Annotated in this window: 11 protein-coding genes and 1 pseudogene; 9 read left to right on the forward strand and 3 right to left on the reverse strand. The window is 70.3% G+C overall.

The annotated features are described in order from the left end of the window. Positions 1-18 precede the first annotated feature (18 nt). From ACFZBP_RS24455 to ACFZBP_RS24480, 6 genes and pseudogenes are all read left to right on the forward strand, one after another. A pseudogene (locus tag ACFZBP_RS24455) lies at positions 19-1,635 on the forward strand (L-lactate permease). A gap of 107 nt (positions 1,636-1,742) precedes the next feature. Next, positions 1,743-3,110 (forward strand): phosphomannomutase/phosphoglucomutase, encoded by a 1,368-nt coding sequence (locus ACFZBP_RS24460; protein ID WP_391416050.1) that lies wholly within the window; start codon positions 1,743-1,745, stop codon positions 3,108-3,110. Between the two features lie 261 nt (positions 3,111-3,371). Further along, a complete protein-coding gene (locus ACFZBP_RS24465) occupies positions 3,372-3,542 on the forward strand; it encodes a Trm112 family protein (RefSeq protein WP_007382472.1) in 171 nt (56 codons plus the stop codon). A 208-nt stretch (positions 3,543-3,750) separates the two neighbouring features. Beyond that, on the forward strand, positions 3,751-4,878 hold the full coding sequence (locus ACFZBP_RS24470; protein ID WP_383448467.1) for an SIS domain-containing protein: 1,128 nt from the start codon (positions 3,751-3,753) through the stop codon (positions 4,876-4,878). Positions 4,879-5,008: 130 nt separating this feature from the next. After that, the gene (gene manA, locus ACFZBP_RS24475) at positions 5,009-6,160 is read left to right on the forward strand and encodes a mannose-6-phosphate isomerase, class I (RefSeq protein ID WP_391416052.1); all 1,152 of its coding nucleotides are present in this window, start codon (positions 5,009-5,011) and stop codon (positions 6,158-6,160) included. Between the two features lie 138 nt (positions 6,161-6,298). After that, complete coding sequence (locus tag ACFZBP_RS24480) at positions 6,299-7,282, forward strand: cation diffusion facilitator family transporter (RefSeq protein ID WP_391416054.1); 984 nt, start codon at positions 6,299-6,301, stop codon at positions 7,280-7,282. A gap of 106 nt (positions 7,283-7,388) precedes the next feature. Here ACFZBP_RS24480 and lepB read toward each other — a convergent pair whose 3' ends face one another. Together lepB and ACFZBP_RS24490 are read right to left on the reverse strand one after the other, a co-directional pair. Continuing rightward, positions 7,389-8,063 (reverse strand): signal peptidase I, encoded by a 675-nt coding sequence (lepB, locus tag ACFZBP_RS24485; protein WP_383448476.1) that lies wholly within the window; start codon positions 8,061-8,063, stop codon positions 7,389-7,391. Positions 8,064-8,171: 108 nt separating this feature from the next. Next, on the reverse strand, positions 8,172-10,307 hold the full coding sequence (locus tag ACFZBP_RS24490) for a fructose-specific PTS transporter subunit EIIC (protein ID WP_391416057.1): 2,136 nt from the start codon (positions 10,305-10,307) through the stop codon (positions 8,172-8,174). A 549-nt stretch (positions 10,308-10,856) separates the two neighbouring features. Here ACFZBP_RS24490 and ahcY point away from each other — a divergent pair. Next, positions 10,857-12,314 (forward strand): adenosylhomocysteinase, encoded by a 1,458-nt coding sequence (gene ahcY, locus ACFZBP_RS24495; protein WP_383448482.1) that lies wholly within the window; start codon positions 10,857-10,859, stop codon positions 12,312-12,314. Positions 12,315-12,433: 119 nt separating this feature from the next. Next, the gene (locus ACFZBP_RS24500; RefSeq protein ID WP_391416059.1) at positions 12,434-13,048 is read left to right on the forward strand and encodes a hypothetical protein; all 615 of its coding nucleotides are present in this window, start codon (positions 12,434-12,436) and stop codon (positions 13,046-13,048) included. Between the two features lie 31 nt (positions 13,049-13,079). Here ACFZBP_RS24500 and ACFZBP_RS24505 read toward each other — a convergent pair whose 3' ends face one another. Beyond that, positions 13,080-14,033, reverse strand: a complete 954-nt coding sequence (locus ACFZBP_RS24505; protein WP_391416061.1) for an RDD family protein — start codon at positions 14,031-14,033, stop codon at positions 13,080-13,082. A 130-nt stretch (positions 14,034-14,163) separates the two neighbouring features. Between ACFZBP_RS24505 and ACFZBP_RS24510 the strand changes: the two genes are divergently transcribed. Beyond that, positions 14,164-15,171 (forward strand): stage II sporulation protein M, encoded by a 1,008-nt coding sequence (locus ACFZBP_RS24510; RefSeq protein WP_391416063.1) that lies wholly within the window; start codon positions 14,164-14,166, stop codon positions 15,169-15,171. Positions 15,172-15,492 lie beyond the last annotated feature (321 nt).

A 15,492-nucleotide genomic window follows, 5' to 3' on the forward strand; every position in this document is an offset into this window, starting at 1 on the left:
AAACCCGGGGAGGCGCCCGTGTACGTCCAGGAACTGGAACCCGTCGCCGGCTCGCTCGGCCTGTCCGCCCTGGTGGCCGCACTGCCACTCGTGATCGTCCTGGTCCTGCTGGGCGGGGTCCGGATGAAAGCGCACCTGGCGGGTCTCACGGGGCTTCTGGCGGCCGTTCTGGTCGCCTGGCTCACCTACGGCATGCCGCTCGACCAGACGCTCTCCAGCGCCGCCCAGGGCGCCGTCTTCGGGCTCTTCCCCATCCTGTGGATCGTCGTCAACGCCCTGTGGGTGTACCGGATGACCGTCCGCACCCGGCACTTCGACATCCTGCGCAGGTCCTTCGGGCGGCTCTCCGACGACCCGCGCATCCAGGCGCTCGTCGTCGCCTTCTGCTTCGGGGCCCTGCTGGAGGCGCTCGCCGGGTTCGGGGCGCCGGTCGCGATCTGCTCGGTCATGCTCGTCGCGCTGGGCTTCGAACCGGTGCGGGCGGCGGTCGTCGCCCTGGTCGCCAACACCGCTCCGGTGGCCTTCGGCGCGATGGGCACGCCGGTGGTGACACTGGCTCAGGTCACCGGACTGCCACTGGACGACGTGGCCTCCGTGGTGGGTCGTCAGACGCCCTTGCTGGCCCTGGTCGTACCGCTCGTGCTGGTCGGGCTCGTGGACGGGCGGCGCGGACTGCGGTAGACCTGGGTCCCCGCCCTCGCCTGCGGATTCGCCTTCGCCGTCGCCCAGTTCGCCGCCGCCAACTACGTCTCCGCGCAACTCGCCGACATCGGCGCCGCCTTGGCCGGGGCGGGCGCCCTGGTCGCCGTACCGCACGCACGCGTGCCCGCCACCGAGGCGGTACGCGCGTCCGTGCTGACCGGCGCGAGGAGCGAGGAGTTGGACGAGGACGATCCGCGGAAGGAGGTCGTACGGGCCTACGCGCCGTACGCGTTGATCGTCGTGATCTTCTCCGTCGCGCAGATCCCGGCGGTCAAGGACGGGCTCGCCCAGGCGACCCAGACGTACGACTGGCCCTTCCTGAACGTCGTGAACCCGGACGGTGATCCCGTCGGCGGCAACGTCTTCAGCTGGCCGATCGTGTCCACCGGCGGCACGCTCGTGCTGCTCGCGGGCGTGTGCACGGCTCTCGTTCTCGGCCTGCACGCGCGCGTGGCCGTCAGGGAGTGGGCCGCGACCGTGCACGAGCTGAGGTTCGCCATCCTGACCGTGACGTCCGTGCTGGCCCTCGCGTACGTCATGAACCTCTCCGGCCAGGCCGCCACCATCGGCTACTTCGTGGCCGCCGCCGGCGCCGGGCTCGCCTTCCTCTCCCCGGTGCTGGGCTGGTTCGGGGTGGCCGTGTCCGGGTCGGACACCTCGGCCAACGCGCTGTTCGGCGCGCTGCAGGTGACCGCGGCCCGGGAGTCGGGGCTGTCGCCGGAACTCCTGGCCGCCGCCAACAGTTCAGGTGGTGTGCTCGGCAAGATGATCTCGCCGCAGAACCTCACCATCGCCTGCGCGGCCGTGGGGCTGGCGGGCCGGGAGGGGGACCTGCTGCGGCGGGTCCTGCCGTGGAGCCTGGGCCTGCTGCTGGTGATGTGTCTGATCGTGGTCGGCCAGAGTTCCCCGGTGCTGGACTGGATGTTGCCCTGATCTCCGCGCTGACCTGAGGTTACGGCTCGGGGTCCAGTGGGTGGCCGCGGGGCTCGCTGTCAGTGGGGGCGGGTAGTTTGGGGTGACCGATAGGACTTTCAGGAGGGTTGGCCGTGGCTGATCTGTCACAGCTCGTGAAGGCGTACGACGTGCGCGGGGTCGTCCCGGACCAGTGGGACGAGTCACTGGCCGAGCTCTTCGGGGCAGCCTTCGTCGAGGTGACGGGCGCGAGTGCGATCGTCATCGGTCACGACATGCGCCCTTCGTCCCCCGGCCTGGCCGGCGCCTTCGCGCGCGGTGCCGCGGCCCAGGGCGTCGACGTCACCGAGATCGGCCTGTGCTCCACGGACCAGCTGTACTACGCCTCGGGCGCGCTGAACCTCCCGGGCGCGATGTTCACGGCCTCGCACAACCCGGCCCAGTACAACGGCATCAAGATGTGCCGCGCGGGCGCCGCCCCGGTCGGCCAGGACACCGGCCTCGCACAGATCCGCGAGCTGGTCGAGGGCTGGATGGAGGCGGGCGCCCCGGCCCCGGCCGCGCGGACGGGAACGATCACCCGACGCGACACGTTGGAGGACTACGCGACCCACCTCCGCTCCCTCGTCGACCTGACCTCCATCCGCCCCCTGAAGGTCGTGGTGGACGCGGGCAACGGCATGGGCGGCCACACCGTCCCCACCGTCTTCGGCGGCCTCCCGCTCGACGTCGTCCCGATGTACTTCGAGCTGGACGGCACCTTCCCGAACCACGAGGCGAACCCGCTGGACCCGGCCAACATCGTGGACCTCCAGAAGCGCGTCCAGGACGAGTCCGCCGACCTGGGCATCGCCTTCGACGGCGACGCCGACCGCTGCTTCGTCGTCGACGAGAACGGCGCCCCGGTCTCCCCCTCCGCGATCACCGCCCTGGTGGCCTCGCGCGAGCTCGCCAGGCACGGCGGCAAGGGCACGATCATCCACAACCTGATCACGTCCTGGTCGGTCCCGGAGGTCGTCAAGGAGAACGGCGGCACCCCGGTCCGCACCCGCGTCGGCCACTCCTTCATCAAGGCAGAGATGGCCAAGTCCGGCGCCATCTTCGGCGGCGAGCACTCCGCCCACTACTACTTCAAGGACTTCTGGAACGCCGACACGGGCATGCTGGCCGCCCTCCACGTCCTCGCGGCCCTCGGCGGCCAGGACGGCCCTCTGTCCGCCCTGGTGGACCAGTACGACCGCTACACCGGCTCCGGCGAGATCAACTCCACCGTCACCGACCAGGCCGACCGCCTCGCCGCCATCAAGGCCACCTACGGGCCCCAGGCCGGCGTCACCCTCGACGAACTCGACGGCCTCACCGTCACCACCACCGACTGGTGGTTCAACGTCCGCCCCTCCAACACGGAACCCCTCCTCCGCCTCAACGCGGAGGCCCGCGACGAGGCGACGATGGCCAAGGTGCGGGACGAGGTACTGGGGATCATCAGAGCCTGACGCAGACATTTCAGCCCGTCCCGGCGTTCGAGGACGAGGTCCGAAGGGCCGATGGGGGTCCAGGGGGCGAAGCCCCTTGGCGGGGTCGAAGGGGCGGAGCCCCTTCGGGGATGGGACGGGTAGGGGCGGCGGGGGCGAAATCCCCGCCGGCAACCACGACGCCGCCCAACCCCGGCACCCCGCCCCCACCGGCGGTACGCTGACCAGGCACATCCGCACACACGCACGTACCACCCCCACCCGCCCCAGAAGGGACCAACCATGCCGCTGGAAGCCGGCCTCCTGGAGATCCTCGCCTGCCCGGCCTGCCACGCCCCCCTCAAGGAGCAGGACACCGAGCTGATCTGCACCGGCCAGGACTGTGGCCTCGCCTACCCCGTCCGCGACGGCATCCCCGTCCTGCTCGTCGACGAGGCCCGCCGCCCCGCGTAACGCGCACCCGCGACGGACGCCATCCAGTCACGGCACGGCACGGCACGGACGCGCCTTCGGCCAGCGTCACACAAGACCACCAGCAATAGACGAACCGCGCAAACCAGACACCCCCCGCGACCGAGCAAAGCCCCCCAGCGCACCCGCACCGCACCCCCCGCGCAGAACCCCGCCCCCAAGACGACCCGGCGATCGGAGGCTGCCGCCCATGCTCGACGAATCGCTGCTGGACACGCCGGAGGCGCTTGCCGAGGCCGACCGCCGTGCCCTCCTGCGCGGCGCGGCCGAAGCCGGCGCCCACGTCCGCACCGCCGCCCGGTACGCCGCCGAGGCAGGCGTCCACGACCTCAAACCCGACGGCCGCCCGCGTGCCATCCTCCTCGCGGGCCCCGGCACCGCCGCCATCGGCGTCGCCGACCTCCTCGGCGCGCTCGCCGGTGTCACCAGCCCCGTCACCCGGCTGGCTCCGGCCGGCGTCGCCCCCGCCGCCGGCGCACTGCGCTGGGAGCTGCCCGGCTGGACCGGCTCCGTGGACCTCTTGCTGATCACCACCCCCGACGGCACCGAGCCGGGCCTGTCCCTGCTGGCCGAACAGGCCTACCGCCGAGGCTGCACGGTCGTCGCCGTGGCCCCCGCGGGCTCCCCGCTCACCGAGGCCGTGCGCAACAACCACGGCCTCTTCGTGCCGATGGCGACCGCCCCGTACGAGCAGGACGAGGCCATCGCCGCCTCCGCCCCCGGCGTGCTGTGGGCCCTGCTCACCCCGCTCCTGGCGCTCCTCGACCGCACCGGCATGATCACCGCCCCGCCGGACGCCCTGGAGAAGGTCGCCGACCGCCTCGACCACATCGCCGAGCGCTGCGGCCCCGCCATCGCGACCTACAGCAACCCCGCCAAGACCCTGGCCGCGGAACTCGCCGACGCGCTCCCGCTGATCTGGACCGAGGGCGTCTCCGCGGGCCCGGCAGGCCGCCGTTTCGCCGCCGCGCTCGCCGAACTCTCCGGCCACCCCGCCCTCGTCGCCGAACTGCCCGAGGCGCTCGCCTCGCACAACGCCCTGCTCGCGGGCAAGCTCGCGGCGAGCGCCGACCCCGAGGACTTCTTCCGCGACCGCGTCGAGGAGCCACCCGCGCTGCACGCGCGCGTGGTGCTGCTGCGCGACCGCCCCCTGGGCGGCCTCACGGCCGCGCCCGCCGCCCGCGACCTGGCCCTGAGCCATGACACGCCGATCAGCGAGCTGGAACCGGAACCCGGCGGCGAACTGGAGACCCTCGCGGAACTGATCGCCATCACGGATTTCGCCGCCGTTTACCTGGCGCTCGCCTCGGGAGCCTGATCTGTCTCAGGACGCCCCGGCAGCCGTACGGCGGAGGAACCGACAGCCGTACCCAAGGCGAACCGGCGTTCTCCACGAAGAGAAGCCGTCGTAGTCGTACTCGATCCGCAGAGAGCAGGCAGACACCCGCATGGACCGCCTCGACAACACCGTCCGCCCCTACGCCTGGGGCTCCACCACCGCGATCCCGGAGCTCCTCGGCGTCGAGCCGACCGGCGAACCGCAGGCGGAGATGTGGATGGGCGCGCACCCGGGCGCACCCTCGCGCACCGCGCGCGGGACGCTCGTCGAGGTCATCGAGGCGGCCCCGGAGCGCGAGCTGGGCACCGCCGCCGTGGCGAAGTTCGGCCCCCGTCTGCCCTTCCTGCTCAAGATCCTCGCCGCCGGCGCCCCACTCTCCCTCCAGGTGCACCCCAACCTGGAGCAGGCCAAGGAGGGTTACGCGGACGAGGAGCACCGGCGCATCCCCGTGGACGCCGGCCACCGCAACTACAAGGACGCCAACCACAAGCCCGAACTGATCTGCGCGCTCACCGAGTTCGACGGCCTGTGCGGCTTCCGCGACCCCCTCCGGGCCGCCGACCTCCTCGACGGCCTCGGCGTCGACTCCCTCAAGCCGTACGTCGACCTGCTGCACGCCCACCCCGAGGACGCGGCCCTGCGCGAGGTGCTCACTGCGATCCTCACCGCCGACCCGGCCGACATGGCCCGTACCGTCGCCGAGGCAGCCACCGCCTGCACCCGCCTCGGCGGCGACTACGCGCCGTACGCCGACATCGCCCACCACTACCCGGGCGACCCCGGCGTCATCGCCGCCATGCTGCTCAACCATGTCCGTCTCCAGCCCGGCGAGGCCCTGTTCCTCGGCGCCGGCATCCCGCACGCGTACCTGAACGGCCTCGGCGTCGAGATCATGGCCAACTCCGACAACGTCCTGCGCTGCGGCCTCACCCCCAAGCACGTCGACGTCCCCGAACTCCTGCGCATCGTCCGCTTCGAGCCGAGCGACCCGGGCGTGCTGCGCCCCGAGGCCGCCCCGGACGGCGAGGAGGTCTACGAGACCCCGATCGACGAGTTCCGGCTGTCCCGGTACGTCCTCCCGGAGGGCACCACCGCCCACGACCTCACCCGCCCGACCCCGCAGATCCTCCTCTGCACGGCCGGCACCGTCCGCGCCGGCGAGCACGAACTGACGCCCGGCCGATCCGTGTTCGTACCCGCGGGCGAAACGGCCGAAGTGTCCGGTGCCGGTACGGTCTTCCGGGCCACGGTCGTCGCCTGACCGAGGGCGTCGGACGACCCGGCGCGCCGTTGTCGGACCGGGCTGCAACAATGGCCCACCGGCAAAGGGCGGGCAAAAGCCGAGCTCCGTAGGCTCAGCGGCTCCGAAGGCTCCGTAGGTGAAGGGACAACGCGACACATGAGCGCGTCAGGCGGTACCAAGGCGATCGTGGCGGCACTGGCCGCCAACCTCGCCATCGCGGCATCGAAGTTCGTGGCGTTCGCGTTCAGCGGCTCCTCGTCGATGCTCGCCGAGGGCGTGCACTCGCTCGCGGACTCCGGCAACCAGGCCCTGCTGCTGGTCGGCGGCAAGAAGGCCCAGCGCGAGGCGACCCCGCAACACCCCTTCGGCTACGGCCGCGAGCGCTATATCTACGCCTTCCTCGTCTCGATCATCCTGTTCTCCGTCGGCGGCATGTTCGCCCTCTACGAGGGCTACGAGAAGATCAAGCACCCGCACGAGATCGAGCACTGGTACTGGCCGGTCGGCGTCCTCGTCTTCGCGATCATCGCCGAGACCTTCTCCTTCCGTACGGCCATCAAGGAGTCGAACGTCCTGCGCGGCCGGAAGTCCTGGAAGGAGTTCGTCCGGCACGCCAAGGCGCCCGAGCTGCCCGTCGTCCTCCTGGAGGACCTCGGCGCCCTGGTCGGTCTGGTCCTCGCCCTCGGTGGTGTCGGCCTGGCGCTGATCACCGGCGACGGCGTCTGGGACGGCATCGGCACGATCTGCATCGGCATCCTGCTCGTCCTGATCGCGGTCGTCCTCGCCATCGAGACCAAGTCGCTGCTGCTCGGCGAGTCCGCGGGCACCGAGGAGACCACGAAGATCGAGGCCGCCATCGTCGACGGCGACACGGTCACCCGCATCATCCACATGCGCACGCTCCACCTCGGCCCCGAGGAACTCCTGGTCGCCGCCAAGATCGCCGTCCGGCACGACGAGACGGCCACCGAGATCGCCTCCGCCATCAACGCCGCCGAGGCCCGCATCCGCGAGGCCGTCCCGATCGCCCGCGTCATCTACCTCGAGCCCGACATCTACAGCGAGGCCGAGGCGGCCAAGGGCGCCGACCGCGAGGCGACCCCCGGAGGACCGGCCACGCCGCACGGCACCGAGCACTGAGGACGCGTACCACCCCGACGGGGCCCGCCGAGCGATTCGGCGGGCCCCGTCCCACATCCGTTCCCTCCGGCCCGATCACTTCCGTCCGTCGGGCCATCGGATCCGATCACAAATGCTCGGGCCACAACACCAGTTGAGCCGCCGCCGGTCGCCGCCGTACGCTCCGCGCCACGAACCCGAGCACGATCCCGACGACGGCCAGCAGAAAACCGAGCAGGGTCGACCCACCCAGCAGCAGCGGCATCGCAGAGCTGTCGGTCACCCGGCCCACGACCGCTCCGACGGGCACCGTCCCGCCGTGGTCCTCGGGGAAGAGGCGCGAGTCGCGCGCGTTCGTACGGTTGTCACCGAGCACGAACAGCCGACCATCGGGCACCTCCACGTCGTACGCCCGACGCAGCCCGTCGGCGACACCGTGGTTCACGTACGACTCCCTGAGCGGCTTCCCGTTGACGGAGATCCGCTCGCGCGCCGTACCCGCGTCCTCGCAGCAGACGACACGGTCACCGCCGACACCGATGACGCGTTGCACGACACCCAACCCGCCCCCGTAGCGGGCCGGCGCCGTGTAAAGCACCACGTCGCCCCGCCTCAGCTCGTCACCACCGACACGCTCGACGACGACCCGGTCCCCCACCGTGTACGTGGGCTTCATGCTCTCGCCCGACACGGTCGACAGCACATATCCCGTACGCAGCCACAGCACGGACCCGACGACGAGTGCCACTCCCAGGAGCCCCACCACCCAGGCCGTCACCGTGAGCCTTCGCCCCTGCTCCATCGCCACTCCCTCCCCGCGCGGAACATCCGCGGCGGACGAGAGTAACCGCCGCCCGTGAACCGCCCGTGCGGGCCTACGCCCTGACAGCCGCAGGCCCGCACCGCGCGGCTACCGGATCTCGCCCAGCACCTCCAGCACCGCCCGCTCGTCACCGGCCGCCAGCAGCCGCTCCCGGAACCCGGCGTCCATCAACTTCCGCGACAGCAGCGCCAGAATCCGCAGATGCTCGTCACCCGCGGCCGCCTCCGGTACGGCGATCATGAAGACCAGCCTCGCCTTCGTACCGTCCGGCGAGCCCCACTCGACGCCCTCCGCGGACCGCGCGAACCCGACCACCGGCGCCGTCACCGCATCCGTCTTGGCATGCGGAATCGCGATCTCCTCCCCGAGCCCGGTCGTCCCCTGCGCCTCCCGCCGCAACGCGGTCGCCACCAACTCGTCGACATCAGCGACCTCGCCGGTACGGGCCAGCAGCTCACCCATCTCCCGGATCGCCGACTCCTTGTCGCCCGCACGGAGTTCGACCCGCACCGTCTGCTGGGTGAGGTACCCGGAGAGGACCTCGTCGGCAACGTCCTTTGAGACCGACGCGCTGCCCGCCATCTCCTCGGACTCCAACGGCTCCTCGGGCTCGCGGCCCGCCAGGGACGCACTCGCGCCGGTCGCCGCCCCCGACTCGCCCACGGCGGCCCGCTGCGCCACGACACCGCCGCCGCCCACCGTTGCGGCCCCCACCCCGACCAGCACCGGCTCGGGCGCGGCAGCGCCGACCTCAACGACCGCCTCCCCGCGCCGCCTGCGCTCACTCAGGTCGACCAGGGCGACCGTGGTCAGCGCGGTGACGACCGTGCCGATCACCACGGCCACGAAGAACATCGGCACCCCGCTCACCGCGCCCAGCACCGCCACGATCGGCCCGCCGTGCGGCACCGCGTCCTCGACGCCGGCGACCCCGGCGATGGCACCGGCGACCGCGCCGCCCAGCATGTTGGCCGGAATGACCTGCGCGGGCCTCGCCGCCGCGAACGGGATCGCGCCCTCGGAGATGCCGAAGCAGCCCATGAACAGCGAGGCGAGCCCGGTCTCCCGCTCCTGCTCGGTGTACAGCCGCTTTCGTATCAGCGTGGCGAGGCCCTGCCCCAACGGCATGACCGGGATCGCCGCCGCGCACATGCCCATGACCGTCTGGTTGCCGGTCGCGATGAGCCCGGCACCGAACAGGAATGCCGTCTTGTTGACCGGCCCACCCATGTCGAACGCGATCATCAGCCCGAGAATCGCCCCCAGCAGGATGGCGCTCGTCCCCGTCATCCCGCTGAGCCAGCTGGTCAGGTGCTCGAACACCCAGGAGATCGGCTTCCCGATGACGAAGATGAAGAACAGCCCGAGCGCCGTCGTCGCCACGATCGGGATCACGATGATCGGCATGATCGGCTGCGCGAACTTCGGGACCTTGACCTTCTTGATCCACAGCACCAGGTACCCGGCGAGGAACCCGGTCACGATCGCCCCGATGAACCCGGCACCCGCCTTGGAGTCGTACAGCTCGCCGGTGTTGGCGATCCAGCCACCGATCATGCCGGGCACGAGCGCGGGGCGGTCCCCGATGGCATACGCGATGTAGCCCGACAGGATCGGCACCATCAGCGTGAACCCGATGACGCCGATGTTGTTGATGTCCATCCAGAAGGAGTCCTTCGGGATGACCAGACCGCCCGACGGGTCGGTGTGCCCGCCGAGCGAGAGCGAGATCGCGATCAACAGTCCGCCGACCACGACGAACGGAATCATGTAACTGACCCCGTTCATCAACGCCTTGTACCCGACGCTCCGCTCCCTGCCACCACCGCTCAGGGAGGCCGTGGGGGCGCCCCCGCCCGTGTGCACGGGCGCCGACAACACCCGCTCGATCAGCTGCTCCGGGTGACGGATGCCCTCTGCCACTCCGACGGTCAGCACCCGCTTGCCCGCGAATCGACTCAGGTCCACGTCCTTGTCCGCCGCGACGATGACGCCGTCAGCGTGTTTGACATCGTTGTCATCGAGGACATTTTCAGCCCCGATGGATCCCTGCGTCTCCACCTTCATGTCGATGCCGCGGCTCTCGGCAGCCTGTGCGAGCTTCTCGGCCGCCATGTACGTATGCGCGATGCCGGTCGGGCACGCGGTCACCGCGAGCAGCTTCAACCGCTTCTGCTCGCCACTACCGCCGCCCGTGGGGGGAGGGCCGGCCGGACTTGTCACGTCGATCTCCTAACGCCTTTGTCACACGGAACGCCGTCCCGGACGCCCCGCAAGATCGATCAGTTGTTCAGATCTCCCGGGGCATCCTGCCCCACGGCGCCCCAGACTCAAAGGCCCGAATGCCCCACAACATCCCGCTCTGCGGCCTCCTGTACGCCCTTCGTCGGTGTCCTGTTATCGCCCCCACGGCCTCCTGCTCCTGCCGCTGCTCCCACCTCCCCGGCTGCTCCCGCCTCGCACCGTTGCCCGATGAACAACTCCTCGCCCGCCCCGCCCACGAGGCCTCCGCCCGCCCGATGGATGGCGCGCTCCGTTCGAAGGCGGACTGGGGACGGCCGGGCCTCCCGGTGTAGCTTGGGACAGAGCCAGACGTCGCTGCTGATGGCGGTCGGGCGGTCCCGATACGGACCGACCGAGGGAGAGAGGGCCTCCGACGGACTGCGCTGCGCGCACGCGAGCATGCCTGTGTCCTCTTCGGGCACCCCTGTGTCCGCCGCCGCGCAGACCAGCCGTACCCACCCTCGACCCAACCCCGAGGAGCAGCTCGTAATGACGACTGTCGAGAACCGACAGGACTTCAAGGTCGCCGACCTCTCCCTGGCCGACTTCGGCCGCAAGGAGATCACCCTCGCCGAGCACGAGATGCCCGGCCTGATGGCGATCCGCAAGGAGTACGCCGAGACGCAGCCGCTGGCCGGCGCCCGCGTCACCGGCTCCCTGCACATGACCGTGCAGACCGCCGTCCTCATCGAGACCCTGGTCGCCCTCGGCGCTCAGGTCCGCTGGGCCTCTTGCAACATCTTCTCCACCCAGGACCACGCGGCCGCCGCCATCGCCGTCGGCCCGAACGGCACCGTGGACAACCCCCAGGGCGTCCCGGTCTTCGCCTGGAAGGGCGAGACCCTGGAGGAGTACTGGTGGTGCACGGAGCAGGCCCTGACCTGGCCGGACAGCCCCACCGGCGGCCCGAACATGATCCTCGACGACGGCGGTGACGCCACCCTCCTCGTCCACAAGGGCGTCGAGTACGAGAAGGACGGCAAGGTCCCGTCCGTCGACACTGCCGAGTCCGACGAGCACCGCGTCATCCTCGAACTCCTGCACCGCACCATCACCGACGGCTCGCAGAAGTGGACCCAGCTGTCCTCCGAGATCCGCGGCGTGACCGAGGAGACCACGACCGGCGTCCACCGCCTGTACGAGATGCAGCGCGACGGCACCCTCCTGTTCCCGGCGATCAACGTCAACGACGCCGTCACCAAGTCGAAGTTCGACAACAAGTACGGTTGCCGCCACTCCCTGATCGACGGCATCAACCGCGCCACCGACGTCCTGATCGGCGGCAAGACCGCGGTCGTCTGCGGCTACGGCGACGTGGGCAAGGGCTGCGCGGAGTCCCTGCGCGGCCAGGGCGCCCGCGTGATCATCACCGAGATCGACCCGATCTGCGCCCTCCAGGCGGCGATGGACGGCTACCAGGTCACGACCCTCGACGAGGTCATCGACAAGGCCGACATCTTCATCACCACGACCGGCAACAAGGACATCATCATGGCCTCGGACATGGCCAAGATGAAGCACCAGGCGATCGTCGGCAACATCGGCCACTTCGACAACGAGATCGACATGGCCGGCCTCGCCAAGGTCCCGGGCATCGTCAAGGACGAGGTCAAGCCGCAGGTCCACACCTGGACGTTCCCCGACGGCAAGGTGCTGATCGTCCTGTCCGAGGGCCGCCTGCTGAACCTGGGCAACGCCACCGGTCACCCGTCCTTCGTGATGTCCAACTCCTTCGCGGACCAGACCCTGGCCCAGATCGAGCTGTTCACCAAGCCGGACGCCTACCCGACCGGCGTCTACACGCTGCCCAAGCACCTGGACGAGAAGGTCGCGCGCCTCCACCTGGACTCGCTCGGCGTGAAGCTCACGAAGCTCCGCCCCGAGCAGGCCGCGTACATCGGCGTCGAGGTCGAGGGTCCGTACAAGCCGGACCACTACCGCTACTGAGCCGAGCACACCTCCGAGGCAGGCCCCCGCACCCCCGTGTCGGGGGCCTGCCCCTTTGGCCGTGCGGCACCTTCAGCCGGCCCACGCGCCACCCAGAGCCATCAAGACCCAGGACCCCGATGCCCCGCGGCCGCTATTCGCTCCACGATCCGCACGATCACACCCCCCTCGCAGAAGAACACTTCCACTGCGCCCCCGGCCCTTCCGGCTGGCGCTACGTCTCCCAGCTGACCACCCCAGCGGGCGATCACAGCGGCTCCGTCGACCTCACCCTGGACGAACTCGGCCGTCCCCTCCGGCTCGAACTCCACGCAGGTGGCTGGCAGGTACGCGGCGCCGCCCTCGACGGCGTCACCTGGGTCCGTACCGACCCCACCGGGACCCATGCCACGGAAGGCAACGTGCGCGCCCATGCCTTCACCGGGACGTCCCCCGCTTTCCTCATCGCCACCACTCGTCTCCTACGCCTCACCCCTTCCGACTCCGCGACCCGCGTACGCCTCGTGGCCCTCACGGACCCGGTCCTGGCCCCGCGCACCGTGGACCAGTCCTGGGCCTTGGTGAACAGAGAAACACACGCCACTGACAACGGCCCCCTGACCGTGGACGAATACCAGGTCACAGCCCTGGACACGGGCGAGCAGCACGCCGTACACATCGCGGGCGACGTGGTCCTCGCCGCGCCGGGCATCGAGCTGGAGGACCTGGACTCACCGCCGTCGACGTTCGGTTGACCGCTCGGCGGGCCTTGGCAGGAGAGGGTGCCTAGGCCGGCGGGACGAAACCGGTGGAGGGTCGGTCGTCCGACGGAGTGTGCGGTGCCGGAGCGACCACCTCCGTGCCGTACGGCGCATGCGAAGGCGGAGCGGCGGCAGCGGGCGCAGGAGCCACGGTCGGCATGACCGACGGCCCATAGGCACCGGGCCCACCCCCAGCGCCGGCGTCGACCGACCCCCCACCCGCAGCAGACCCGTTGCCGAAGGCCCGCCGCGCCTCCCTCGTCTGCCGTTCCTGAAGCACCGCCGCCAGATACGCGGCCGGCGGCACACCGTGCGGCGCCGGAGCCCCCGTACGCGCCGCGAGGTCCGTTGCAAGGCGCTCCGCCATGCGCCCGCCGACCTGAGGGTCGAGTTGCTGCATCCGCATCAGGTACTGGCGAATGGCGAGCCACAGGTCATTCGGCACCGCGGAAAGGTCAAGCCCCGAGAACCGCCCCGCCAACCACGGCGGAGGCGGCGGAACGAATCCCGTCCGCGCGAGCGGTATCCGTTCCCGCACGACGAGCGTCCCGGCGAACACATCCCCGAGCCGCCGCCCACGCGCGGACACCAACGAAGAGATGACAGCGACGACGCCGAGCGTCATCAGAATCTCGATCACACCTATGAGGCCACGCACCAGCGCGTGCCGGAACCGGATCGGCCCACCGTCGTCGCGCACCACCCGCAGCCCACAAGCGAGCTTCCCGAGAGAACGCCCATGGCTCAGCGTCTCGACCGCGATCGGCCCGCCGACCAGCAGCAGAACGAACATCGCGATCGACAACGCCGTCTGCGCCGCCTCATCCAAGGAGGCCGTCGCCGCCACCACACCCAGAGTCACAACGATGTACGCGATCACCGCCACGGCCAGATCGAGCAGCACCGCCAGCGCCCTGCTGGGCAGCTTCGCGGGGCGCAGCTCCAACGCCACCGCCTCACCCGTCACCAGCTCACTCACGCCGACCGTCCTTCCCCTGACCTGCCCTCGGAATGGCCAGTCTGCCAAGCTGAGGGCGCATCGCGCCGCAGTACGACAAGCTGACACCTACGACGAGTCGCCGACGAACAGCCGAGGAGCAGAAAACCAGATGGACCTCGACGTCTTCGTCACCGCCCACCGAGCCGAGTGGGACCGCCTCGACGCCCTCCTCGGACGCCAGCGCCGCCTCACCGGCGCAGAGGCCGACGAACTCGTCGCCCTGTACCAGCGCACGGCGACCCATCTGTCCCTGATCCAGTCCAGCGCTCCCGACCCTCAGCTGACCGGTCGCCTCAGCCAGCTGGTGGCACGCGCGCGTAGCGCCGTCACAGGCACCCGACGCGCATCATGGCGCGACGTCACCCGCTTCCTCACTCAAGGATTCCCAGCAGCGGTCTACCGCTCGCGCCACTGGTGGGTTCCCACGGCTCTCCTCTCCACCCTCGTCGCCGCACTGCTCGGCTGGTGGATAAGCACCCATCCAGAGGTACAGGCCACCATCGCGGCCCCCAGCGAACTGCGCGAGCTCACCCGCCCAGGCGGCCAGTACGAGACGTACTACTCCAGCCATCCCGCAGCGTCCTTCGCGGCCCAGGTCTGGACGAACAACGCCTGGGCTGCCGCTCTCTGCCTGATCCTCGGCGTCTTCCTGGGCCTCCCGGTCCTCTGGATCCTCTTCCAGAACATGCTCAACCTGGGCGTCGGCTTCGGCCTGATGTCCTCGGCAGGACGCCTGGACACCTTCCTGGGCCTGATCCTGCCGCACGGACTCCTCGAACTGACCGCGGTCTTCGTCGCCGCCGGCACGGGCCTACGTCTCGGCTGGACCCTCATCGACTCGGGCCCGCGCACCCGACGCTCAGCCCTCGCAGAGGAGGGCCGAGCCGCGATAGGCATGGCGATAGGCCTGGCCCTGGTCCTCTTCGTCTCCGGCGCCATAGAAGGCTTCGTCACCCCATCGGGCCTGCCCACCTGGGCGCGCATCGGCATCGGCGTCGTGGCCGAACTCGCCTTCCTCGCCTACGTCTACGTCCTCGGCGGACGTGCCGCCCGCGCCGGAGAGACGGGCGACATCGAGGCGGCCGAGCGCAGCGCCGCCGTTCCGACCGCGGCCTGATGTGCGTACACGGTTGTTGAACTGCTAGTCTCCTCTTCGCCCCGCAGGAACCGTTGACACGGAGATGGCGGGGAGGTAGATTCGAACAGTTGCCTGGAAGTGGATGCGAGTCCCACCGGGCAGAGTGAGTGTCTGTCTGCTTCAGCGGAACATTGATTCCCGAGAAGCCCCCTCCCGATGAATCGGAAAAGAGTGGCTGGTCAGTCCGGCCGGGAACTTCTGATAAAGTCGGAATCGCCGGAAAGGGAAACGCGGAAGCGGGAACCTGGAAAGCACCGAGGAAATCGGATCGGAAAAGGATCTGATAGAGTCGGAAACGCA

This window comes from Streptomyces sp. NPDC008086, assembly GCF_042957325.1.
Classification (GTDB): Bacteria; Actinomycetota; Actinomycetes; order Streptomycetales; family Streptomycetaceae; genus Streptomyces.

Excerpts from the sequence above, each read along its gene's own strand:
- ACFZBP_RS24465 (WP_007382472.1), top strand. The coding sequence starts at position 3,372 with ATGCCGCTGGAAGCCGGCCTCCTGGAGATCCTCGCCTGCCCGGCCTGC.
- ACFZBP_RS24470 (WP_383448467.1), top strand. The coding sequence starts at position 3,751 with ATGCTCGACGAATCGCTGCTGGACACGCCGGAGGCGCTTGCCGAGGCC.
- manA (WP_391416052.1), top strand. The coding sequence starts at position 5,009 with ATGGACCGCCTCGACAACACCGTCCGCCCCTACGCCTGGGGCTCCACC.
- ACFZBP_RS24480 (WP_391416054.1), top strand. The coding sequence starts at position 6,299 with ATGAGCGCGTCAGGCGGTACCAAGGCGATCGTGGCGGCACTGGCCGCC.
- lepB (WP_383448476.1), bottom strand. The coding sequence starts at position 8,063 with ATGGAGCAGGGGCGAAGGCTCACGGTGACGGCCTGGGTGGTGGGGCTC.
- ahcY (WP_383448482.1), top strand. The coding sequence starts at position 10,857 with ATGACGACTGTCGAGAACCGACAGGACTTCAAGGTCGCCGACCTCTCC.
- ACFZBP_RS24500 (WP_391416059.1), top strand. The coding sequence starts at position 12,434 with ATGCCCCGCGGCCGCTATTCGCTCCACGATCCGCACGATCACACCCCC.
- ACFZBP_RS24510 (WP_391416063.1), top strand. The coding sequence starts at position 14,164 with ATGGACCTCGACGTCTTCGTCACCGCCCACCGAGCCGAGTGGGACCGC.